Source organism: Streptomyces sp. NPDC043726, assembly GCF_056436565.1.
Map to the genome: position 1 here is coordinate 526,722 of NZ_JBWKCI010000001.1, position 21,437 is coordinate 548,158.

The following is a 21,437-nucleotide window of genomic DNA, read 5'->3' on the forward strand; positions in this document are numbered from 1 at the left end:
TCGGCGTGAACGCATCTCTTCTTCCGGACGACATCCAGGGCGACCCCTACGCCGCCGCCGACGCCGCCGCCGCTCGCCTGCGCGAACTGACGGGGGCCGAGACCCACGACGTCGCCCTCGTGATGGGCTCCGGCTGGGCGCCGGCCGTGGACGCCCTCGGTGATCCCGACGCCGAGTTCCAGGTCACCGAGCTGCCCGGGTTCCCGCCGCCCGCGGTCGCGGGCCACGGCGGCAAGGTCCGCTCGTACAAGATCGGCGACAAGCGGGCGCTGGTCTTCCTCGGCCGTACGCACTTCTACGAGGGCCGCGGAGTGGCCGCCGTCGCGCACGGCGTCCGTACGGCGGTCGCGGCCGGCTGCAAGACGGTCGTGCTGACGAACGGCTGCGGCGGTCTGCGCGAGGGCATGCGCCCCGGGCAGCCGGTGCTGATCAGCGACCACATCAACCTGACGGCGACGTCCCCGATCGTCGGCGCGAACTTCGTCGACCTGACGGACTTGTACTCGCCGCGGCTGCGGGCGCTGTGCAAGGAGATCGACGCGACGCTGGAGGAGGGTGTCTACGCCCAGTTCCCCGGCCCGCACTACGAGACCCCGGCCGAGATCCGCATGGCGCGGGTGATCGGGGCCGACCTGGTGGGCATGTCGACGGTGCTCGAGGCCATCGCGGCGCGTGAGGCGGGCGCGGAGGTGCTGGGCATCTCGCTGGTGACGAACCTGGCGGCGGGTATGACCGGCGAGCCGCTGAACCACGAGGAGGTCCTCCAGGCGGGCCGCGACAGCGCCACCCGCATGGGCGCCCTGCTGACGCAGGTGCTGGACCGCCTGTAGTCCGCCAGGAGCCTGCGGTCCGCCAGGAGCCTCGCTCCGGACGCCGGACGGGCTGAAAACGCCGGCGCGCCCTTCAGCCCCTCCCGCGTGGTACGACACCCCACCCGAACAGAACCGAGAGGTTGACCGACCGTGCATGACGATCTCATCGCCCGTGCCAAGGCATGGCTGGCCGAGGACCCCGACACGGACACCCGTGCCGAACTCGCCGAGCTGATCGACGCCGAGGACCACGCCGAGCTCGCCGCACGCTTCGGCGGCACCCTCCAGTTCGGCACCGCGGGCCTTCGGGGCGAGATCGGCGCCGGCCCCATGCGCATGAACCGCACCGTCGTCATCCGCGCCGCCGCCGGCCTCGCCGCCTACCTGAAGAAGCAGGGCCAGGTCGACGGCCTCGTCGTCATCGGCTACGACGCCCGCCACAAGTCGGAGGACTTCGCCCGCGACACCGCCGCCGTCATGATCGGCGCCGGCCTCCGTGCCGCCGTACTCCCCCGGCCCCTCCCCACCCCCGTCCTCGCCTACGCCATAAGGCACCTCGGCGCGGTCGCCGGGGTGGAGGTCACCGCCAGCCACAACCCGCCCCGGGACAACGGCTACAAGGTCTACCTCGGCGACGGCTCCCAGATCGTCCCGCCCGCCGACGCCGAGATCGCGGCCGAGATCGACGCCATCGGCTCCCTCACCACCGTCCCCCGCCCCACCACCGGCTGGGACACCCTCGACGACAGCGTCCTCGACGCCTACCTGGAGCGCACGGACGCCGTCCTCGCCGCCGGCTCCCCGCGCACCGCCCGGACCGTCTACACGGCCATGCACGGCGTCGGCAAGGACGTCCTCCTCGCCGCCTTCGCCCGCGCCGGCTTCCCGGCCCCGGACCTCGTCGCCGAGCAGGCCGAGCCCGACCCGGACTTCCCGACCGTCGCCTTCCCCAACCCGGAAGAGCCCGGCGCGATGGACCTCGCCTTCGCCAAGGCCGCCGCGACCGACCCCGACCTCGTCATCGCCAACGACCCCGACGCCGACCGCTGCGCCGTGGCCGTGCGGGACGGCGGCGACTGGCGGATGCTGCGCGGGGACGAGGTCGGCGCCCTGCTCGCCGCCCACCTCGTGCGGCGCGGGGCCCGGGGCACCTTCGCCGAGTCGATCGTCTCCTCCTCCCTCCTCGGCCGGATCGCCGAGAAGGCGAACCTGCCGTACGAGGAGACCCTCACCGGCTTCAAGTGGATCGCCCGCGTCGACGGCCTGCGCTACGGCTACGAGGAGGCCCTCGGCTACTGCGTCGACCCCGACGGCGTCCGCGACAAGGACGGCATCACCGCCGCCCTCCTGATCACCGAGCTGGCTTCCGTGCTCAAGGCCGACGGGCGCACGCTCCTCGACCTCCTCGACGACCTCGCCGTCGAGCACGGTCTGCACGCCACCGACCAGCTCTCGGTCCGCGTCCAGGACCTGTCCGTGATCGCCGACGCGATGCACCGGCTGCGCGAGCAGCCGCCGACCGAGCTGGCCGGACTCGCCATCACCCGGGCCGAGGACCTGACCCGGGGCACCGAGACGCTCCCGCCCACCGACGGGCTGCGCTACACGCTCGACGGCGCCCGCGTCATCGTCCGCCCCAGCGGCACCGAGCCGAAGCTCAAGTGCTATCTGGAGGTCGTCGTCCCGGTCGCCGGTCACTCCGGGCTCCCGGCGGCCCGCGCCAAGGCCACCGACCTCCTCGCGGCCATCAAGCGGGACCTCTCGGCCGCGGCCGGCATCTGAGCCGTACGCAGCCGCCTTCATGCGGAATTGGGCTGTCGCTTGCTTCTCGGCTGCCCGCTTCCGTCGCCGACGGCACCGTCTCCACCACCGTGCGCGCATACGCGGACGGCGACTACCGCTGGTCCCACGCCGGCTCGACGGCCACGGCGGCGGCCGTCTCGGAGGCGGACTACGTCGACGTGCGCTGAGCCCCACCCGGTGGGTGCCTCGCCTGGGGCACCCACCGGGTGACACCGGCAGAGGCCGGTGCGGAAGCCGCCGCGGCGGGACACCTCATCGGGTGATTTCCGCCCGTCCGTTGACCTGGGCTCCCCGCCCCGTCCCGCTACCCGGGCAACCGTGGACCGGCAAGTGCCCGCCACGTCAGCCCTGGAGCCGCCGCCGTGTCCTCGACCGCCTTCCGGCCGACGCCCCGGCCGTCACCCCGGGCGACCCCCGCCCAGGCCGGCCCGCGGTGCCCGCGAAAGGCCCCGTTCCCGTCCCCGCGCCGCGCGGCACCCGCCCTCCTCGCCTACGTCGCCGTACGCGCCACGAGCCTGCTGGTCCTGACCCTCTGGGCGCACCAGCAGCGGCACGGCGTCTGGCCGATCCTCGCGACACAGTGGGACGCCGACTGGTACCTCGGCATCGCGGAGAACGGCTACGCCCACGAGCTCGGCACCGCCCCCAACGCCAACAACCTGGCGTTCTTCCCGCTCTACCCACTCCTGGTGAAGACCGTGGCGGCCTTCACCCCCGGCACGCGCGCCAGCACCGGCCTGTGCCTCGCCGTCGTCGCCTCACTCCTGGCCGCCTGGGGCATCTTCGCCGTCGGCGAGCACGTGTACGGCCGACGCGCGGGCGTCCTGCTGACCGTCCTGTGGGCCGCGTACCCGGTCGGCCTCGTGCAGTGGATGGGCTACACCGAGTCCCTGTTCACGGCCTGCGCCGCGTGGGCCCTGTACGCCGTGCTCACCGGCCGGTGGCTGTCGGCAGCGACCTGCGCGGCCCTCGCGGGCCTCACCCGCCCGACCGGCATCGCGGTGGCGGCGGCCGTCACCGTCCCGGCCCTACTGGCCCTGCGCCACCGCCCCTTCCCGCGCCGCGCCCTCGCCGCCGCCCTCCTGGCACCGCTCGGCTGGTGCGGATACGTCGGCTGGGTCGGCCTGCGCACGGGCCGCTGGGACGGCTACTTCGCCGTACAGCGGCTGTGGCGCAACGAGCTGGACGGCGGCGCCGGAACGCTGCGCCGGATGCGCGAGTACCTGTTCCACGACCCGACACCCCACCTGTTCCTGGTGCTGGTGACGGCCACGCTGCTGGCGTCGGTGGTGCTGTTCGCGCTGTCCGCGGCGGACCGCCAGCCGCTGCCGCTGCTGCTGTTCACGGGCGTACTGCTGACGATCGTCCTGGCCAGTGACGGCGTCTACTTCCCCCGGGCCCGCTTCCTCCTGCCCGGCTTCCCCCTGCTGCTCCCCCTCGCCCTGCACCTGACCCTCGCCTCCCGCCGCTACCGCACACTCACACTGACGGCGGCCGTGGCGGGTTCGGCGTACTGCGGCGCGTACATGGCCCTGGTGTGGCCTACGGCGCCATAGCCCCGACGCTGTGGCCGACGACGCCAAAGCTACGACGCTGTGGCCTACGACGCCGTAGCCCCGAAGCTATGGCCTACGACGCCGTAGCCCCGGATCCTCAGCGCTCAGAGCCCCGCCTGGACCACCCCGTCGCACCTAGAGCCCCGACCTGGCCACGAGGAGAGCCCCGGCCCAGCCGAGCGCGAGCAGCAGGGCCCACGGCCACAGCGCACGCCCGCGCTCACGTTCGTCGCTGTCCCCCGTCGGCCGCAGGGCCGGATCGGCGGCCAGGGCGGTGAGTTCGGCGGCCAGCCGGTCGTACGGATGGGTCAGCTCCCGCCGCCGCTCCAGCCACTTCCAGCGGGGCGCGGAGACGGCCCAGGAACCGCCGCCGCGCCACCGCAGCTTCAGCTCCAGCGACTGATGGCGGGCCGAGCGGAAGTCGTCCCAGGGAACGTGGGTCGTCCGGAACAGCCCGTTGATCCACAGCCCGTCCCGGTCGGCGGTGATCCGCCACCCCGCCTTCACGGGCACCCGAGCGGCACCCCAAAGACCCACGACCGCGACCAGGAGCAGTTCCCAGAGCGGGTAGTCGGCTTCGGTGAACGCCCGCCACCCCACCCAGACGCCCCACTGCGCCAGCAAGACGGCGGCCAGCAGGTCCAGCCACCCCGCTCGCCACCGCAGCACGGCCTGCGGCACCAGGGCCACCACGGCGACCCGGGGCTCCTCGCGCACACCGGCCACCGGCCGCACGGGCCCGGAGGACCGCTCCACGACCGGCGGACGGTCGGGATCCTCGTCAGCACTGACGACCACGACCTCGGCACCGTCACAGGGCACGCCGTAGATCACGGCTTCGCGCAGGGGCCCGGGCTGGTCGTCGTCGAGCAGCTCAAGGAGCTTGTCATCGTCGTCCCCGTCGTCCCCGTCGTCCCCGTTGTCCTCGTCGTCCCCGTCCTCCTCGACGCCGTTGTCCAAGGGCATCAGGGACACGACGAACAGCGGCCGCTGGGCGTCGACGTCATCGGCTGCGAACACCTCGGTCCGGGCCCCCGAGTCGTCCCGCACGAGCACCCGCAGCACCGGTACGGCCGCCGCGTGCAGCCGGGCGGCCCGGTACCGCCCGAACAGGGCGGACGCGAGCGCGGTGACCCCGAACCCGATCAGCAGAAACCCGACGGCACCGGAGACTCCGGACGTGCGGCCGAGCACACAGCCGCCGACAACCAGGGCCAGCCCGACCGCACCGAGCCACAGTCCCCGCCGCAGGGGCTGTTCGGCGCCGGGCACAGCGGCCGTGACACCCCCGGCGGCGTCCAGTACGGCCTTCCGCTGCCGCTTCCGGGCCCCCATCCGCAATTCGGCCAGCCCGAGCGCGACCCCGGCGACGATCCCGGCCCCCACGAGCGCCGGCCACCCGCCCTGTTCCAAGGCAACGGCAGCGACAAGCCCAGGCGCGGAAACCCGTACGAGCTCGGGCCGCAGCACGACCCACAGGGCCTGCAGCGGCACCAGAGCGGCGAGGTAGGGCTCGACCCCGGCGAACCCGAAGGCGAGCGCGCTCCCCACGACGCCGAGCGCCACCAGCTCGTCGTACAGCCCACCCCTGGGCACCCACCGGGGCGGCAGGGCCCCGACCCAGGGCCGGACCCGCTCCCCCTCCCAGCTCAGACACCCATCAGGCACAACAGACTCAGGCAAAGGCCGAGGTGAAACCGGCCGAACATCAGTACTCATCGCAAGCAAGACACCCAAAAGACCGACTTGGTTGCGGCTCAAGCCCACAGCAAAGTCGGCTGCGGATGACCGCAGCAGGCAGGCGGAGGGGGCAAGGCTGCATCAATGTGTGCGCTCAGCCGCTCGGGACGCAACCGACCGCCGCAAGCGAGCCCTCAGGGGCGCAAGGCTGCATCAACGCAAGGCTCCACCACGGAAAGCGACGCCCACCCCCCACAAAGGCCGCCGCAGGCGTGCCTTCAGGGGCGCGGGGAACTGCGCGACCAGCCCCCACGAGCCCGCACCCGGCAACGAACCCCCGCCCACCCCAGACGCCGCTCAGGCCACCACCAGCAGGATCAGCAACAGAACCGCCCCCGCCACCACAGGCCCAAGCACCTCATAGGCCCACCGCACGGTCACCTCACCCTGCGCGGACCCGGACTCCTCCCCCGCTCCCCACAGCTCCCGCAGGTCATCCATCACCTTGTCGGTCTCGGCCCGAGCCGGCCCCTCGACCTCACTCCCGGCACCGACCCCACCAAGCCCGGACCCGCCGAGCCCAGACCCCCCGAACCCGAAGCCCAGCCCCCCACCACGGCCACGCCCACCCCGCTGCCCACTCCGCTCGGCCTCCGCCCGCGCCTGCTGCCGGGCCGCCTTCTTCCGCGCCCGCAGCGACACGGGAATCGCCCACAGCTGATACTTCGCCCCACCCTTCGCGACGACCTCGTTCGAGTACCCGGACCGCAGCGAGGCCACCTGCCCCCACGGCAGCACGACCACCCGGAACGGATTCCGGATCCGCAACCGTTCCGCATTGGCGAAGACAGCCGGCCGCACCGTGAACGCGGCCACCCCCGGCACCACCAGAATCAACGACGCCAGCGCCAGCCAGGGCGTACTCCCACTCCCCTGCACCAACGCGTCGATCCCGAGCCACAACATGATCACCAGCAACAGCACCCCGCCCACGATGCCCATGGGCGAGCGGTACACCCGGTCCCGGGAGGGGGGAACCGGCACGGAGGAAGGGTTCGGGCTCGTCATGGCCCCGATTGTGCATGACGAGCTCATCGACCTCCGGGGGGTGTACAGCCGCTACGCGCGTAGATATGCTCGTCTGGTGACCATGCCCACCAATGCACCCACCGCAGCGAAGACCCTCTCGGACGTCACCGCGTCCGACAGCACGCTGCGCCGCTTCCTCCACGGGCTGCCCGGCGTCGACGCGGTCGGCCTGGAGGCGCGCGCCGCGTCCCTCGGCACCCGTTCCATCAAGACGACCGCCAAGGCCTACGCCATCGACCTGGCGATCTCGATGGTCGACCTGACGACGCTGGAAGGCGCGGACACCCCGGGCAAGGTCCGGGCGCTCGGCGCCAAGGCGGTCAACCCCGACCCGACCGACCGCACCACGCCCACCACGGCGGCGGTCTGCGTCTACCCCGACATGGTGGCCGTCGCCAAGGAGGCCGTCGCCGGCTCCGGCGTGAAGGTCGCCTCCGTCGCGACCGCCTTCCCGGCTGGCCGCGCGGCCCTCGAGGTGAAGCTGGCCGACGTCCGCGACGCCGTCGCCGCGGGTGCCGACGAGATCGACATGGTCATCGACCGCGGGGCCTTCCTCGCGGGGAACTACCTGAAGGTGTACGACGAGATCGTCGCCGTGAAGGAGGCCTGCGGGGCCGTAGCCCGGCTCAAGGTCATCTTCGAGACCGGCGAGCTGTCGACGTACGACAACATCCGCCGGGCCAGCTGGCTCGGCATGCTGGCCGGGGCCGACTTCATCAAGACCTCGACCGGCAAGGTGGCGGTGAACGCCACGCCCGCCAACACCCTCCTCATGCTGGAGGCCGTGCGCGACTTCCGCGCCCAGACCGGGGTACAGGTCGGCGTGAAGCCCGCCGGCGGCATCCGTACGACCAAGGACGCGATCAAGTTCCTGGTCCTGGTGAACGAGACGGCCGGCGCCGACTGGCTGGACAACCACTGGTTCCGCTTCGGCGCCTCCTCCCTCCTGAACGACCTGCTGATGCAGCGTCAGAAGCTGGCCACCGGCCGCTACTCCGGCCCCGACTACGTGACGGTGGACTGATCACCATGACATCCGCATCCGCATTCGAATACGCCCCGGCACCCGAGTCCCGCTCGGTCGTCGACATCGCGCCCTCCTACGGCCTGTTCATCGACGGCGAGTTCGTGGAGGCGGCGGACGGCAAGGTCTTCAAGACCGTCTCCCCGTCCACCGAGGAGGTCCTCTCCGAGATCGCCCAGGCGGGCGAGGCGGACGTCGACCGAGCCGTCAGGGCCGCCCGCAAGGCGTTCGAGAAGTGGTCGGCGCTGCCCGGTTCCGAGCGCGCCAAGTACCTGTTCCGCATCGCCCGGATCATCCAGGAGCGCAGCCGCGAGCTCGCCGTACTGGAGACCCTGGACAACGGAAAGCCGATCAAGGAGACCCGCGACGCCGACCTGCCCCTGGTCGCCGCGCACTTCTTCTACTACGCGGGCTGGGCCGACAAGCTCGACCACGCGGGCTACGGCGCGAACCCCCGGCCGCTCGGTGTCGCGGGCCAGGTCATCCCCTGGAACTTCCCGCTGCTGATGCTGGCCTGGAAGATCGCCCCGGCGCTGGCGACCGGCAACACGGTCGTCCTCAAGCCCGCCGAGACCACCCCCCTGTCCGCGCTGTTCTTCGCGGACGTCTGCCGCCAGGCGGGCCTGCCCAAGGGCGTCGTCAACATCCTTCCGGGCTACGGCGACACGGGCGCGGCCCTGGTGGCCCACCCGGACGTGAACAAGGTGGCGTTCACCGGCTCCACCGCGGTCGGCAAGGAGATCGCGAAGACGGTCGCCGGCACCCGCAAGAAGCTCACCCTCGAACTGGGCGGCAAGGGCGCCAACATCGTCTTCGACGACGCCCCGATCGACCAGGCCGTCGAGGGCATCGTCAACGGCATCTTCTTCAACCAGGGCCAGGTCTGCTGTGCGGGCAGCCGGCTGCTGGTCCAGGAGTCGATCCAGGACGAGCTGCTGGACTCCCTCAAGCGCCGGCTCTCCACGCTGCGGCTCGGCGACCCGCTGGACAAGAACACGGACATCGGCGCGATCAACTCCGAGGAGCAGCTGACCCGGATCACCTCCCTCGTCGAGCAGGGCGAGGCGGAGGGCGCGGAGCGCTGGTCGCCGGTCTGCGACCTCCCGGAGAGCGGCTACTGGTTCGCCCCGACGCTGTTCACGAACGTCACCCAGGCGCACCGCATCGCCCGCGACGAGATCTTCGGCCCGGTGCTGTCGGTCCTCAGCTTCCGCACCCCGGACGAGGCCGTCGCCAAGGCCAACAACAGCCAGTACGGCCTGTCCGCGGGCATCTGGACGGAGAAGGGGTCGCGGATCCTCGCCGTCGCGAACAAGCTGCGCGCGGGCGTGATCTGGTCCAACACGTTCAACAAGTTCGACCCGACCTCGCCGTTCGGCGGTTACAAGGAGTCGGGCTTCGGCCGCGAGGGCGGCCGCCACGGCCTGGAGGCGTACCTCGATGTCTGACAAGTCCGAGCAGCAGCGTCTGAGCGTCTTCAAGACCTACAAGCTGTACGTCGGGGGCAAGTTCCCCCGCTCCGAGAGCGGCCGGGTGTACGAAGTGACCGACTCCAAGGGCAACTGGCTGGCCAACGCGCCTCTTTCGTCCCGCAAGGACGCCCGTGACGCGGTGGTCGCGGCGCGCAAGGCGGTCGGGCCCTGGTCCGGCGCGACGGCGTACAACCGCGGTCAGATCCTCTACCGCATCGCCGAGATGCTGGAGGGCCGCCGCGAGCAGTTCACGCGTGAAGTGGCCGACGCCGAGGGCCTGTCGAAGTCGAAGGCCGCCGCCCAGGTGGACGCGGCGATCGACCGCTGGGTCTGGTACGCGGGCTGGACCGACAAGATCGCCCAGGTCGTGGGCGGCGGAAACCCGGTCGCGGGCCCCTACTTCAACCTCTCCTCGCCCGAACCGACGGGCGTGGTCGTCGTCCTGGCCCCCCAGGAGTCGTCCTTCCTGGGCCTGGTCTCCGTGCTCGCCCCGGTGATCGCGACCGGCAACACGGCGATCGTGATCGCGAGCGAGAAGTCCCCGCTCCCGGCCCTCTCCCTGGGCGAGGTGCTGGCCACCTCCGACCTGCCCGGCGGTGTCGTGAACGTCCTGTCCGGCCGTACGGCGGAGATCGCGACGCCCCTGGCCGCGCACCAGGACGTCAACGCCATCGACCTCGCGGGCGCCGACGACGTGCTGGCGAAGGAGCTGGAGATCGCGGCGGCGGACAACCTCAAGCGCGTTCTCCGTCCACAGGCTGTGGATTACGCGGCGACTCCGGGCATCGACCGTATGACGGCGTTCCTGGAGACCAAGACGGTCTGGCACCCCACGGGTTCGCTGGGCGCGTCCGGCTCGTCGTACTGACGTACAGAGGAGTCCCGAAGACCGGAGAGCCGCGCCTCCCCTCCGTCCGGGGGAAGCGCGGCTCTCTGCGATGCCGTCAGCCGCCCAGCAGGCCCGTCGCCTGGCCCAGGACCGGGATCGCGCCGATCGACCGGGCCTGCGCCACCGGAGCCGTGAGCATCTGCGAGGTCAGCGGCTGGAAGTCGGCGAGCTGGGTGCCGACGCCGTTGTCGAGCGGGTCGACACCCGTGCCCGCCAGCGGGTTGGGCTTCAGACCCGCCACCGGGCCGGTGACATAGCCGACCGTGCCGGTGACCGCCCGGAGACCGGCCTGCGGGTCGACCTTGCCGAGGGAGGTGGGGCGGGTGCGGACCACGTGGTCGAGGACCGGCTCGCCGTCCATCGCGGCGGCCAGCGGCGCGGCGGCACCGAGGGCGGCACCGGCGGTCGCGAGGACGGCCAGCGCACGCTGGGCGGTGGGGTGGGGGAAGGACGCTTGTCCGGCCATCGGCTCTGCCACCTTCTGATGCATGGGGTAATCAGGTCGACACGAAGGGTAGTTGAGGTGTGACGCGCGCTTCAAAGCCGACCCGCGGACTCGATGAACAGCAGGTGAATGCGTCATATTGGTGTTCCGTGAGTTCCCTCCCGACCGTTCCGACGCGAGTCGTGCTGCTCTGCGGCCCCTCCGGCTCCGGCAAGTCCCTTCTCGCGGCCCGCTCCGGCCTTCCGGTGCTGCGGCTCGACGACTTCTACAAGGAGGGCGACGACCCGACGCTGCCGCTGGTCCTCGGAAGCTCCGACATCGACTGGGACCACCCCGAGTCCTGGGACGCCGACAAGGCGGTGGCGGCAATCGAGAGCCTGTGCCGCACCGGCCGTACGGGCGTCCCGGTCTACGACCTCTCGCTCAGCGCCCGCACCGGCGAGGACATTGTCGACATCGGCCGGACCCCGCTGTTCATCGCGGAGGGCATCTTCGCGGCGGAGATCGTCACGCGCTGCCGCGAACTGGGCCTGCTGGCCGACGCGCTGTGCCTGAGCCGCGGCCCGGTGAAGACGTTCCGCCGCCGTTTCCTGCGCGATCTGAAGGAGGGCCGCAAGTCCGTGCCCTTCCTGCTGCGCCGCGGCTGGCGGCTGATGCGGACCGAGCGGTCGATCGTGGCCCGGCAGACGGCGCTGGGCGCGTACGCCTGCGACCGGGACGAGGCGATGGGCCGCCTGGCCGACGCCGCCGCGGGCCGCCACGTACCGGCGAGGACGCCGGCGTAACACCCGGACACGGAAGAAGAGCGGGACTGGACGGACCCCCCGGCCCTCCAGTCCCGCTCCCTTTGGTGCTCCCCCGTTGAGCCAACCCCCGTGAGCCCCCCGGTCACCGCTCCCCCGTTACTTGCTTCCCCCCATACCTTCAGGCCACGAGCTCGCCGAAGGCGTCCTCCTCGTCACGGCCGAAGCTGAGGACCTCGTCCTCGCGCAGCCGGCGGAGCGACCGCCAGATGCTCGACTTCACCGTGCCGACACTGATGTCGAGGATGTCCGCGATCTCCGGGTCGGTCCGGCCCTCGTAGTAACGCAGGACCAGCATCGTCCGCTGGAGTTCGGGCAGCCGGGCCAGCGCCTGCCACAGGACCGCGCGCAGCTCGGTGCCGCGCATCGCGTCCGTGTCGCCGGGCGTCTCCGGCAGTTCCTCGGTCGGGTACTCGTTCAGCTTGCGGCGGCGCCACGCGCTGATGTGCAGATTGGTCATCGTCCGCCGCAGGTAACCTCCGACGGCGGCCTTGTCACTGATCCGGTCCCAGGCCTTGTACGTCGAGAACAGCGCGCTCTGCAGCAGGTCCTCGGCCTCGAAGCGGTCACCGGTCAGGTGGTACGCGGTGGCGTACAGGGAGGCGCGGCGCTCCTGGACGTAGGCGGTGAACTCCGCCTCCGACAGCGAGCGACGCTCCCCCGTGTCCTCCCTGTACGCGCTTCCCCCGTGTGCTTCCCCCGTGAAACCGTCAACCACCGTGATGTAGGGCTGAAGCCCTTGCTGTGCATACGCGGTGTGCTGACGCCCGGTGCCGCGAGCGCACCCCCGCCCGCTCACGGCACCGGACTTCTCCGAACCCCGGCCCCCGTTCACGTCGTGCAGACGCGTGACCACTGCGCTGGTGCTCTTGCTGTGCAGCGTGTTCATCTCGCGCCCCCCGTCGTGGACTTCCGGTGTTCGGCTTGCTTCAGGCGGTGCTTCCTTGCCTGTGCCGAAAAGCTTGCCGGGGCCACTTCATGGCCGTGTCCGCCGACTGTCACAGACCTGTCACAGGGGTCGGTCGTACATCACGCACAGCGCGAACACAGAGCGAAGCGGTACGTGCACGTAGCCGTACAGGTGTCGAAACCCTCCCCCACCATGGGCCAGAATGAGCCCGTGCCTTCCCTGTTGCTGATCGAGGACGACGACGCCATCCGCACGGCCCTGGAGCTTTCTCTCACCCGCCAGGGTCACCGGGTTGCCACGGCTGCCACCGGTGAGGACGGCCTGAAGCTGCTGCGTGAGCAGCGGCCGGACCTGATCGTGCTGGATGTGATGCTGCCCGGCATCGACGGCTTCGAGGTGTGCCGTCGTATCCGGCGCACCGACCAGCTGCCGATCATCCTGCTCACCGCGCGCAGCGACGACATCGACGTGGTGGTCGGCCTGGAGTCCGGCGCCGACGACTACGTCGTCAAGCCGGTCCAGGGGCGGGTGCTCGACGCCCGGATCCGGGCCGTGCTGCGCCGCGGGGAGCGGGAGTCCAACGACGCGGCGACCTACGGCAGCCTCGTCATCGACCGTGCCGCGATGACGGTGACGAAGAACGGCGAGGACCTCCAGCTCACGCCGACCGAGCTGCGGCTGCTGCTGGAGCTGAGCCGGCGGCCCGGACAGGCGCTGTCCCGGCAGCAGTTGCTGCGGCTGGTGTGGGAGCACGACTACCTGGGCGACTCGCGTCTGGTCGACGCCTGTGTGCAGCGGCTGCGCGCCAAGGTCGAGGACGTGCCGTCCTCCCCGACCCTGATCCGTACGGTCCGCGGTGTCGGTTACCGGCTGGACGCGCCTCAGTGACGCAAGCGCAAGGGGGGTTCCGCGGCTGGTTCGCGGATCGCAAGGGAGTCTGGTCGCGGCTGCGCTTCACCAGTCTGCGGCTGCGGCTCGTGGTCGTCTTCGGCCTGGTGGCGCTGACCGCCGCCGTGTCCGCGTCCGGGATCGCCTACTGGCTCAACCGCGAGGCGGTGCTCACCCGCGCCCAGGACGCGGTGCTGCGTGACTTCCAGCAGGAGATGCAGAGCCGGGCCGGCGTGCTGCCCGAGCGGCCGACGCAGGACGAACTCCAGCGCACCGCGGGCCAGATGGCGGGCAGCAGTCAGCGGTTCAGTGTGCTGCTGGTCGCTCAGAACCCCGACGGCCGGACCGTGTTCGGCACCTCCGGCGGACTGAGCGGCTTCACCATGGAGGACGTGCCCGAGTCACTGCGCGAGGCGGTGAACGAGGAGCAGGAGGTCAACTCCACCAACAAGTACGCGTACCACCTCTACTGGCAGCGCATAGTCGAGGACGACACCCCGTATCTGGTCGCCGGGACCAAGGTGATCGGCGGCGGTCCGACCGGGTACATGCTCAAGTCCCTCGAGCCGGAGGCCAAGGACCTCAACTCGCTCGCCTGGTCGCTGGGGATCGCCACGGGCCTCGCGCTGATCGGCTCCGCGCTGCTCGCGCAGGCCGCCGCGACGACCGTACTGAAGCCCGTGCACCGGCTGGGAGTAGCCGCCCGGCGGCTCGGCGAGGGCAAGCTGGACACCCGGCTCAGGGTGTCCGGCACCGATGAACTGGCCGATCTTTCCCGGACGTTCAACAACGCCGCGGAGGCGTTGGAGAAGCGGGTCGCCGACATGGCCGCGCGGGACGAGGCCTCGCGGCGGTTCGTCGCCGACATGAGCCATGAGCTGCGCACCCCGCTGACCGCGATCACCGCCGTCACCGAGGTGCTGGAGGAGGAACTGGAGGCGGAGACCGGGTCCATGGACCCGATGATCGAGCCCGCCGTCCGGCTGGTGGTGAGCGAGACCCGGCGCCTGAACGACCTGGTCGAGAACCTGATGGAGGTCACCCGCTTCGACGCGGGAACCGCCCGTCTGGTGCTGGACGACGTGGACGTCGCCGACCAGATCACCGCCTGCATCGACGCAAGGGCCTGGCTGGACGCGGTCGATCTGGACGCCGGGCGCGGGGTCCACGCCCGCCTGGACCCGCGCCGCCTGGACGTCATCCTCGCCAACCTCATCGGCAACGCCCTCAAGCACGGCGGATCGCCGGTGCGCGTCTCGGTGCGCGAGGAGGACGACGAGGTCGTGATCGCGGTGCGGGACCACGGCCCCGGCATCCCCGAGGACGTCCTGCCGCACGTCTTCGATCGCTTCTACAAGGCGAGCGCGTCCCGCCCCCGCTCCGAGGGCAGCGGTCTCGGCCTCTCCATCGCCCTGGAGAACGCCCACATCCACGGCGGCGAGATCATCGCCGCCAACTCCCCAGAGGGCGGCGCGGTGTTCACCCTGCGCCTGCCCAAGGACGACTCGGCGCTCGCTCAGGAGGCCGAGGAGAACAAGGGCCCGGACGAGAAGGGCGAGGCGTGATGACCGTACGCCGACTGCTGGCGCTCCCGCTGCTCGCCGGGGTCCTCGCCGGATGCGGCATCCGGGCCACCGAGGTCCCGACCGACTTCGGCGCGGCGCCGTCGCGGGTCCAGTGCTCGCTGGCCGAGCCGAACGTGTCGACCCAGGCCTCGCGCGGGGTGCCCGCCCAGGTGTTCCTGCTGTGCCGCTCGTCCCTGGTGGCCGTGGACCGCACGGTACGGGTCCCGGAGGGCGCGCCGGACTCGCAGCGGCGCGTTCTGGTGGCCCAGGGCCTCCTGAACGAACTGGAGGCGACCCCGTCGGAGCCCGAACTGGAGGCGGGCTACACGACGAACGTACGCGGCGACCTGTCGGTGACGGGCCCCCGTCAGGGCGACCCGGACGACACGCTGCGCCTGTCGACCCCGCCTGAGGCCCTGGCCCCCACAGCCCTGGCCCAAATCATCTGCACCTTCTCCGACTCGACAGCGGCAGAGGGCGACGGCTCGGTCATCCTGGGCGGCCCCACGGAGGACGACCTACGACGCTACGAGTGCACGGACGAGGTGAGAGCGAGACCGACGACCAAGGAGCCTCCGTGGTCGGATGTGACGGGGAACTGAGGAACGCCGGCAAGGGCAGCGCAGGCAGGGGCGCGGGGAACTGCGCGACAAGCCCCCACCGGGCCCGCGCCCAACACACAACCCCTCAACAGTCACCGGAACCAACCGCACCGAAGTCGGCGTCTAGAGCTTCGTGCAGCGTCAAGGCTCCAGCGGAACAGCAATCCGCGTCCGAGTAATAGGCGGCGTCCTCCTCGCCGCCCACCTCGCATTCGTCGCCTGGTTCACGCTGCGTCCCCTGGACGTCCCCTGGGTGGTCCCACCGAACCTGCGCCCGTTCGCCGGCCTCGAGGCCGACTTCGCACTGGGCTGGCAGCAGGGCGTACGACGCCTCGCCGAGGGACTCGCCCTGCTCGCCCCCCTGGGCGTACTGCTCCCGGCGGTCCACGGCAGGATCGCCGTGTCGCCCATCGCGTCACTGCTGCGCACGATGGTCGCCGCCGCCTGGATCTCCCTGGGCATCGAACTGCTGCAGACCGGCGTACCGGGTCAGGTCGTCGACATCGACTCCGTACTCCTGAACACCGTCGGCGTCGCGCTCGCCCACACCGCGGTCGTACCCGCGACACGTCACGCCCTCCGCCGCAGGACCGAGCGCGCGCACCGCACGACGGCCCTGAAGGAGGAGGCTCCTCAGGGTAGGACCCCGACGATTCCCAGGGTCGGGATCGCACCGTAGAGCGACGCTTTGCCCCCTTCGTCTCCGTAGCGTGGAAGGCAGATGAGGCAGCCGGACAGAAGCCGCCTCCGACCACCGACGCTCACCCGAAGGAGCCGCAGATGTCCCGCCTCGCCCGCCCCACCAACGGCCGCATGATCGGCGGAGTCTGCGCCGCGCTGGCCAACCGCTTCGGCACCTCCGCGACCACGATGCGCGTGATCTTCCTGCTGTCCTGTCTGCTGCCGGGCCCGCAGTTCCTGCTCTACATCGCGCTGTGGATCTTCCTGCCCGTCGAGAACAAGGCCCGCACCGCCTGGTGACCGGTCACTGCATACGCCGATGGGGCGCACCCCGTGTCCAAGGGGTGCGCCCCGCCGGCGCGTTCGGGAGGGCTCAGCCGAGCGGCAGGCCGTTCACCCCGGTGCCGCTGCCGCCGCCGGGCAGGACCTTGCCGACCGGCAGACCGCCCAGGAGCCCCGCGACCGGAGCGGTCGGGCCGTCGGCGAGCACCTTCTGGGCTACCGGCGTGGCGGCGGCCGCGCTCGCACCGACCGCGTTCTGCCCCTGGGCCAGCGCCTCACCGGCACCCGGGAGCGCCTTGGTGACGTTCTCCGCGGGCAGCGTCCGGGTCACCGTGTCGAGCGCCGAGCCGGCGTCGGGCACGGCCGGGGCGGCGTTCGCGGCGCCGGCACCGGCGGCGGCGAAGGCGGCACCGAGGGCGGCGACACCGAGGGTCTTGGCAGCAGACTGCTTCATTGAATGCGTCCTCGAAATGGGATGACGGGGATGTGAGCGGTCCACGACCGTAAACATCCCGAGGCGCCCGCCGCAAACATCGAAATGCGGACGGATTGTGAACACCCGCCCGCATTCCTGGTCCGCGAAATCCCCGGATCAGCCCTCTTCGGCCGCAGAACCGCTGGTGGAGGCGGCCTGCTGGAACAACCACTCGGATTTCAGCTCGGCGTAACCGGGCTTGACGACGTCATTGATCATGGCGAGTCGTTCATCGAAAGGAATGAACGCTGATTTCATCGCATTGACGGAGAACCACTGCAGGTCGTCGAGCGTGTAACCGAATGCGTCGACAAGGTGCTCGAATTCCCGGGTCATGCTGGTGTGCGACATGAGCCGGTTGTCGGTGTTGACCGTCGCCCGGAAGTGCAGCCGGCGCAGCAGCCCGATCGGGTGCTCGGCGTAGGAGGCGGCGGCGCCGGTCTGGAGGTTGGAGCTGGGGCACAGCTCCAGCGGGATGCGCTTGTCGCGGACGTAGGAGGCGAGCCGGCCGAGGTGGACGGTGCCGTCGTCCTTGACCTCGATGTCGTCGATGATGCGCACCCCGTGCCCGAGCCGGTCGGCGCCGCACCACTGGAGGGCCTGCCAGATGGAGGGGAGCCCGAAGGCCTCGCCGGCGTGGATGGTGAAGTGGTTGTTCTCGCGCTTGAGGTACTCGAAGGCGTCGAGGTGCCGGGTGGGCGGGTACCCGGCCTCGGCGCCGGCGATGTCGAAGCCCACCACGCCCGAGTCGCGGTAGCGGTTGGCGAGTTCGGCGATCTCCAGGGCGCGGGCGGCGTGCCGCATGGCGGTGAGCAGGGCGCCGACACGGATCCGGTGACCGGCCGCGCGGGCGAGCCGCTCCCCTTCCCGGAAGCCCTCGTTGACGGCCTCGACGACCTCTTCGAGGCTGAGCCCGCCTTCGAGGTGCTGCTCGGGGGCGTAGCGCACCTCGGCGTAGACGACACCGTCCTCGGCGAGGTCCTCGGCGCACTCGCGGGCGACCCGGACCAGGGCCTCGCGGGTCTGCATCACGCCGACGGTGTGCGAGAAGGTCTCCAGATACCGCTCGAGCGAGCCGGAGTCGGCGGCCTCGTGGAACCAGACGCCGAGCTTGTCGGGGTCGGTCTCGGGGAGCTGGGAGTACCCGCTGTCGCGGGCGAGTTCGACGATGGTCCCGGGGCGCAGGCCGCCGTCGAGGTGGTCGTGCAGCAGAACCTTGGGCGCCCGGCGGATCTGGTCCGGTGTCGGGGTGTTCGCGATGGTCTGGCTCGTCATTTTCGCACTCTAACTCCTACGCGCGTAGATCGCTTGTTGTCGAAACGCGCCGATACGTAACGGTGACCCTACGGACGGGTGGCGTACATCCATGCTTCTGACACTGTTCTGTCATGGCACAGCAAGCGACGCCGGTCCGCACGGCCCGGCTGGGGAGACCGCTCGGCCCGGAGCCGACGACGGTCAGCGGGGTGGTGTTGCTGCTCCCCGGAGGTGACGAGACGTCACATCGCCGCCCCTCCTCGATGTTGGCGACGGCCTCCGTCCGCACGCTCGGCCGCCGGCTGGCCCGCGCGGCACGCGAGGACGGCCTGGCCGTGCACGCCGTGCACTACCGCTGGCGCGGCTGGAACGGCAGCGAGGCGAACCTGGCGCGGGACGCGAACTGGGCGGTGGAGGAAGCCGTACGGCGCTACGGGGACGTTCCCGTGTGCCTCGCGGGGTGGGACATGGGCGGCCGGGCCGCGCTGCGGGCCGCAGGCCACGAGGCCGTCAACTCCGTGCTCGCGATAGCCCCTTGGCTGCCGGAGGACGATGTCGCGGTCCCACCCGAACCGGTGAAACAGCTCGCCGGGCGGCAAGTGCTGCTCGTGCACGGCACGAACGACCAGCGGACCGATCCCGAGCTGTCCTTCCGGCTCGCGGCCCGGGCGAAGAAGACGAACCGCGAGGTGTGCCGCTTCGAAGTGCACTCCGACGGGCACGGGTTGCACCAGCACCGGGACGAAGTACTGGCACTGGCCGAGGACTTCGTGATGGGGGCGTTGTTCGGGCGGGCCTTCTCCCGCCCGGTCAAGGACGCGTTCGCCGCGCCGCCGCCGCTCGGGTTGCGTATGCCGCTTGCCTCCGGGTTCGGGCGGAGACGGTAGAACGCGGGTCAGTCAGTCGGGAAGCAGGTTGCCCTTCTTCGACAGCAGGAACTTCTTGAAGGCCGCCACCGGGGGCGTGTCGGGATGCCCCTCCAGCCACGCCACGCCGATCTCCCGTACCGCCCTCGGCGCGGTCACCGTCAGCTCCACCACACCCGGACGAGGCACCGCCGGCGGGGGCAGCAGGGCGACTCCCAGGCCCGCCGCCACCAAGCCCCGCAGCGTCTCCGCCTCCTCCCCCTCGAAGGCCACCCGCGGCTTGAAGCCGGCCTCCCGGCAGAGGTCGTCGGTGATGCGGCGCAGCCCGTAGCCGGGCTCCAGGGTGACGAAGGCCTCCTCCGCGGCCTCGGCGAGGCGGACGCGGCGGCGGGACGAGAGACGGTGGTCGGCGGGGACGACGAGACGCAGCTTCTGCTCGTCGAGGCGGCGGCCCACCAGGTCGGGCGCGTCCGGGACCGGGGACGTGAGGCACAGGTCCAGCTCACCCGCCCGCAGCCGCTCGATCATCGCCTCGCCGTAGTTCTGGACGAGGCTGAAGCGGACGCCCGGATGGTCGGCGCGGAAGGCGCTGATCAGGCCGGGGACCGTCTCCCAGCCCATGGTGTGCAGAAAGCCGAAGGCGACCTTGCCGGTGGCGAGGTCGGCGTCCGCCCGGACCTCCCCGGCGGCGCGCTCGATCTCGGCGAGGGCCCGCTCGACGGAGGCGAGGAAGGTGCGCCCGGCCGGGGTGAGCGAGACCGTACGGCCGCGGCGGGCGAACAGGTCGACGCCCAGGTCCTGTTCGAGGCGGACCATGGCCCGCGAGAGCGTCGACTGAGGGACCCCCGTCTCCTGCGCGGCACGGGTGACGTGCTCGGTGCGGGCGACGCCGGCGAAGTGGGCGAGGCGCGGGGCGAGCAACATCGCCATGTCTTCTGTGTCACTGGACGGTGACAGCCGCCCCTGTGACCTCTGCTGATGCTCCATAGGAACGATTATGACGATTCCATGCATTGGACGGATGAGTGAGAGGTCCATACCGTCGAAGCATGTCTCCCGCCAGTACCGGGGCGTCCACCACCGTGGGCGCCGTCTCGAACGTCCCTGCCCCCGACTCCCGTCTGACTCCGGGCGGCGCCGGCTACCGCCGGATGAGCTTCGCCCTGTTCCTGGCCGGTGTCGCGACCTTCGCGCTGCTGTACTCCACCCAGGCCCTGCTGCCGCTGATCTCCGGCGAGTTCGGGGTGGCGGCGAGCGAGGCGAGCTGGACCGTGGCGGCGGCGACGGGCGGTCTGGCGCTGTTCGTGCTCCCGATGAGCGCGCTGTCGGAGCGTTTCGGACGTCGTACGGTCATGACGGCGTCGCTGGCGGTCGCGGTGACCGTCGGACTGCTGGTCCCCTTCGCGCCGAACCTCACCGCGCTGGTCGCGCTGCGGGCGGTGCAGGGCGCCGCGCTGGCCGGACTCCCGGCGTCGGCGACGGCTTATCTGGCCGAGGAGGTCCGCCCGAGGGCGCTGGTCACGGCGATCGGTCTGTTCGTCGCGGGCAACAGCGTGGGCGGGATGAGCGGCCGGGTCGTGACCGGCTGGGTCGCGCAGGAATGGGGCTGGCGGGTGGCCCTCGGCGTGGTCGGAGCGCTCGCTGTGGCGTGCGCGGTGGCCTTCCGGCTGCTGCTGCCGGCGCCGAAGCACTTCGTGGCGGGCTCGCTGCGCCCGCGGGTCCTCGCCCGCACCGTGAAGGACCACCTCTCGGACCCGCTGCTGCGCCGCCTGTACGCGATCGGCGCGCTGTTCATGACGGTGTTCGGCGGGGTGTACACGGTGATCGGATACCGCCTGAAGGAGGCGCCGTTCGGTCTCGGGCAGGGCATCGTGGGCTCGATCTTCCTGGTGTACCTGGTGGGCACGGTCTCGGCGTCGACGGCGGGCCGGCTGGTGGGCCGCCTCGGCCGGCGGGGCGCGCTGTACGCGGCGGGCGGCACGACGGCCGCGGGTCTGCTGCTGTCTCTGGCCGACTCGCTGCCCCTGGTCCTGCTGGGCCTGGTGCTGATCACCGGCGGCTTCTTCGCGGGGCACGCGGTGGCGTCGGCGGCGGTCGGCAAGACGGCGACGCACGGGCGCGCGCAGGCGGCGGCGCTGTACCAGTCCTCGTACTACGTCGGTTCGAGCCTCGGCAGCACGGTGGGGGCGATGGCCTTCCACACGGGCGGCTGGGCCGGAACGGTCGGGGTCGGACTGCTGGCGGTGCTCGGCGTCGTGACGATCACGGTTCTCGGCACCCGGGCGGCCCGCACCGCCGCTCGACGAGGTCCCGTCGCACCGCACTGACCTGCACGTTC

21 protein-coding genes are annotated in these 21,437 nt (G+C 71.5%); 14 read left to right on the forward strand and 7 right to left on the reverse strand.

Translation table 11 applies throughout. The annotated features are described in order from the left end of the window. Window positions 1-5 precede the first annotated feature (5 nt). The 3 genes from AC068Z_RS02420 to AC068Z_RS02430 all read left to right on the forward strand — a co-directional run bounded on the left by AC068Z_RS02420 (window position 6) and on the right by AC068Z_RS02430 (window position 4,171). On the forward strand, window positions 6-830 hold the full coding sequence (locus AC068Z_RS02420) for a purine-nucleoside phosphorylase (protein WP_478551509.1): 825 nt from the start codon (window positions 6-8) through the stop codon (window positions 828-830). Between the two features lie 132 nt (window positions 831-962). Next, window positions 963-2,594, forward strand: coding sequence for a phospho-sugar mutase (locus AC068Z_RS02425; protein ID WP_478551511.1), 1,632 nt, complete (start codon window positions 963-965; stop codon window positions 2,592-2,594). Window positions 2,595-2,977: 383 nt separating this feature from the next. Then, window positions 2,978-4,171, forward strand: coding sequence for a hypothetical protein (locus tag AC068Z_RS02430; protein ID WP_478551513.1), 1,194 nt, complete (start codon window positions 2,978-2,980; stop codon window positions 4,169-4,171). Between the two features lie 135 nt (window positions 4,172-4,306). Here AC068Z_RS02430 and AC068Z_RS02435 read toward each other — a convergent pair whose 3' ends face one another. Together AC068Z_RS02435 and AC068Z_RS02440 are read right to left on the reverse strand one after the other, a co-directional pair. Next, the gene (locus tag AC068Z_RS02435; protein ID WP_478551515.1) at window positions 4,307-5,767 is read right to left on the reverse strand and encodes a hypothetical protein; all 1,461 of its coding nucleotides are present in this window, start codon (window positions 5,765-5,767) and stop codon (window positions 4,307-4,309) included. A 441-nt stretch (window positions 5,768-6,208) separates the two neighbouring features. Further along, the gene (locus AC068Z_RS02440; RefSeq protein ID WP_478551517.1) at window positions 6,209-6,919 is read right to left on the reverse strand and encodes a PH domain-containing protein; all 711 of its coding nucleotides are present in this window, start codon (window positions 6,917-6,919) and stop codon (window positions 6,209-6,211) included. Window positions 6,920-7,001: 82 nt separating this feature from the next. On the opposite strand from AC068Z_RS02440, the gene deoC reads away from it, so the two are divergent. Genes deoC through AC068Z_RS02455 form a run of 3 tightly spaced genes read left to right on the forward strand, consistent with a single transcriptional unit; the run spans window position 7,002 to window position 10,304 of the window. Next, a complete protein-coding gene (gene deoC / locus AC068Z_RS02445) occupies window positions 7,002-7,964 on the forward strand; it encodes a deoxyribose-phosphate aldolase (RefSeq protein WP_478552266.1) in 963 nt (320 codons plus the stop codon). 5 nt (window positions 7,965-7,969) lie between these two features. Beyond that, a complete protein-coding gene (locus AC068Z_RS02450; RefSeq protein ID WP_478551519.1) occupies window positions 7,970-9,412 on the forward strand; it encodes an aldehyde dehydrogenase family protein in 1,443 nt (480 codons plus the stop codon). After that, window positions 9,405-10,304 carry an aldehyde dehydrogenase family protein gene (locus AC068Z_RS02455; RefSeq protein WP_478551521.1) on the forward strand — a complete coding sequence of 300 codons (900 nt, stop codon included), beginning with the start codon at window positions 9,405-9,407 and terminating at the stop codon, window positions 10,302-10,304. The genes AC068Z_RS02450 and AC068Z_RS02455 overlap by 8 nt, the downstream gene beginning before the upstream one ends. A gap of 76 nt (window positions 10,305-10,380) precedes the next feature. Here AC068Z_RS02455 and AC068Z_RS02460 read toward each other — a convergent pair whose 3' ends face one another. After that, window positions 10,381-10,791 carry a hypothetical protein gene (locus AC068Z_RS02460; protein WP_478551523.1) on the reverse strand — a complete coding sequence of 137 codons (411 nt, stop codon included), beginning with the start codon at window positions 10,789-10,791 and terminating at the stop codon, window positions 10,381-10,383. Between the two features lie 59 nt (window positions 10,792-10,850). Here AC068Z_RS02460 and AC068Z_RS02465 point away from each other — a divergent pair, with 59 nt between their 5' ends. Next, window positions 10,851-11,555: a uridine kinase family protein gene (locus AC068Z_RS02465; RefSeq protein ID WP_478551525.1), complete on the forward strand. Its 705-nt coding sequence runs from the start codon at window positions 10,851-10,853 to the stop codon at window positions 11,553-11,555. Window positions 11,556-11,694: 139 nt separating this feature from the next. Here the strand turns inward: AC068Z_RS02465 and AC068Z_RS02470 are convergent, their stop codons facing one another. After that, window positions 11,695-12,462: a SigE family RNA polymerase sigma factor gene (locus AC068Z_RS02470; protein WP_478551526.1), complete on the reverse strand. Its 768-nt coding sequence runs from the start codon at window positions 12,460-12,462 to the stop codon at window positions 11,695-11,697. Between the two features lie 231 nt (window positions 12,463-12,693). Between AC068Z_RS02470 and afsQ1 the strand changes: the two genes are divergently transcribed. The 5 genes from afsQ1 to AC068Z_RS02495 all read left to right on the forward strand — a co-directional run bounded on the left by afsQ1 (window position 12,694) and on the right by AC068Z_RS02495 (window position 16,519). Next, window positions 12,694-13,371 (forward strand): two-component system response regulator AfsQ1, encoded by a 678-nt coding sequence (gene afsQ1 / locus AC068Z_RS02475; RefSeq protein WP_031477770.1) that lies wholly within the window; start codon window positions 12,694-12,696, stop codon window positions 13,369-13,371. Then, window positions 13,368-14,936 carry an ATP-binding protein gene (locus tag AC068Z_RS02480; protein ID WP_478551529.1) on the forward strand — a complete coding sequence of 523 codons (1,569 nt, stop codon included), beginning with the start codon at window positions 13,368-13,370 and terminating at the stop codon, window positions 14,934-14,936. The genes afsQ1 and AC068Z_RS02480 overlap by 4 nt, the downstream gene beginning before the upstream one ends. Further along, window positions 14,936-15,538 (forward strand): hypothetical protein, encoded by a 603-nt coding sequence (locus tag AC068Z_RS02485; protein ID WP_478551531.1) that lies wholly within the window; start codon window positions 14,936-14,938, stop codon window positions 15,536-15,538. Before AC068Z_RS02480 ends, AC068Z_RS02485 begins: the two co-directional genes overlap by 1 nt. 133 nt (window positions 15,539-15,671) lie before the next feature. Continuing rightward, window positions 15,672-16,217: a VanZ family protein gene (locus tag AC068Z_RS02490; protein ID WP_478551533.1), complete on the forward strand. Its 546-nt coding sequence runs from the start codon at window positions 15,672-15,674 to the stop codon at window positions 16,215-16,217. 101 nt (window positions 16,218-16,318) lie between these two features. Then, window positions 16,319-16,519 (forward strand): PspC domain-containing protein, encoded by a 201-nt coding sequence (locus tag AC068Z_RS02495; protein WP_478551535.1) that lies wholly within the window; start codon window positions 16,319-16,321, stop codon window positions 16,517-16,519. A 73-nt stretch (window positions 16,520-16,592) separates the two neighbouring features. Here AC068Z_RS02495 and AC068Z_RS02500 read toward each other — a convergent pair whose 3' ends face one another. Together AC068Z_RS02500 and AC068Z_RS02505 are read right to left on the reverse strand one after the other, a co-directional pair. Continuing rightward, window positions 16,593-16,955, reverse strand: a complete 363-nt coding sequence (locus tag AC068Z_RS02500) for an ATP-binding protein (RefSeq protein WP_478551537.1) — start codon at window positions 16,953-16,955, stop codon at window positions 16,593-16,595. 138 nt (window positions 16,956-17,093) lie between these two features. Then, on the reverse strand, window positions 17,094-18,251 hold the full coding sequence (locus AC068Z_RS02505; protein ID WP_478551539.1) for an adenosine deaminase: 1,158 nt from the start codon (window positions 18,249-18,251) through the stop codon (window positions 17,094-17,096). A gap of 113 nt (window positions 18,252-18,364) precedes the next feature. On the opposite strand from AC068Z_RS02505, the gene AC068Z_RS02510 reads away from it, so the two are divergent. Beyond that, the gene (locus AC068Z_RS02510) at window positions 18,365-19,120 is read left to right on the forward strand and encodes an alpha/beta hydrolase (protein ID WP_478551541.1); all 756 of its coding nucleotides are present in this window, start codon (window positions 18,365-18,367) and stop codon (window positions 19,118-19,120) included. Between the two features lie 12 nt (window positions 19,121-19,132). Here the strand turns inward: AC068Z_RS02510 and AC068Z_RS02515 are convergent, their stop codons facing one another. Beyond that, window positions 19,133-20,086, reverse strand: a complete 954-nt coding sequence (locus AC068Z_RS02515) for a LysR family transcriptional regulator (protein ID WP_478551542.1) — start codon at window positions 20,084-20,086, stop codon at window positions 19,133-19,135. Window positions 20,087-20,148: 62 nt separating this feature from the next. On the opposite strand from AC068Z_RS02515, the gene AC068Z_RS02520 reads away from it, so the two are divergent. Further along, window positions 20,149-21,426: an MFS transporter gene (locus tag AC068Z_RS02520; RefSeq protein ID WP_478551544.1), complete on the forward strand. Its 1,278-nt coding sequence runs from the start codon at window positions 20,149-20,151 to the stop codon at window positions 21,424-21,426. Window positions 21,427-21,437: the final 11 nt, after the last annotated feature.

Coding starts and splice junctions, on each gene's coding strand:
- deoC (WP_478552266.1), top strand. CDS start 7,002: ATGCCCACCAATGCACCCACCGCAGCGAAGACCCTCTCGGACGTCACC.
- AC068Z_RS02440 (WP_478551517.1), bottom strand. CDS start 6,919: ATGACGAGCCCGAACCCTTCCTCCGTGCCGGTTCCCCCCTCCCGGGAC.
- AC068Z_RS02495 (WP_478551535.1), top strand. CDS start 16,319: ATGTCCCGCCTCGCCCGCCCCACCAACGGCCGCATGATCGGCGGAGTC.
- AC068Z_RS02520 (WP_478551544.1), top strand. CDS start 20,149: ATGTCTCCCGCCAGTACCGGGGCGTCCACCACCGTGGGCGCCGTCTCG.
- AC068Z_RS02510 (WP_478551541.1), top strand. CDS start 18,365: ATGGCACAGCAAGCGACGCCGGTCCGCACGGCCCGGCTGGGGAGACCG.
- AC068Z_RS02515 (WP_478551542.1), bottom strand. CDS start 20,086: ATGGAGCATCAGCAGAGGTCACAGGGGCGGCTGTCACCGTCCAGTGAC.
- AC068Z_RS02450 (WP_478551519.1), top strand. CDS start 7,970: ATGACATCCGCATCCGCATTCGAATACGCCCCGGCACCCGAGTCCCGC.
- AC068Z_RS02460 (WP_478551523.1), bottom strand. CDS start 10,791: ATGGCCGGACAAGCGTCCTTCCCCCACCCCACCGCCCAGCGTGCGCTG.
- AC068Z_RS02500 (WP_478551537.1), bottom strand. CDS start 16,955: ATGAAGCAGTCTGCTGCCAAGACCCTCGGTGTCGCCGCCCTCGGTGCC.
- AC068Z_RS02470 (WP_478551526.1), bottom strand. CDS start 12,462: ATGAACACGCTGCACAGCAAGAGCACCAGCGCAGTGGTCACGCGTCTG.
- AC068Z_RS02505 (WP_478551539.1), bottom strand. CDS start 18,251: ATGACGAGCCAGACCATCGCGAACACCCCGACACCGGACCAGATCCGC.
- AC068Z_RS02485 (WP_478551531.1), top strand. CDS start 14,936: ATGACCGTACGCCGACTGCTGGCGCTCCCGCTGCTCGCCGGGGTCCTC.
- AC068Z_RS02455 (WP_478551521.1), top strand. CDS start 9,405: ATGTCTGACAAGTCCGAGCAGCAGCGTCTGAGCGTCTTCAAGACCTAC.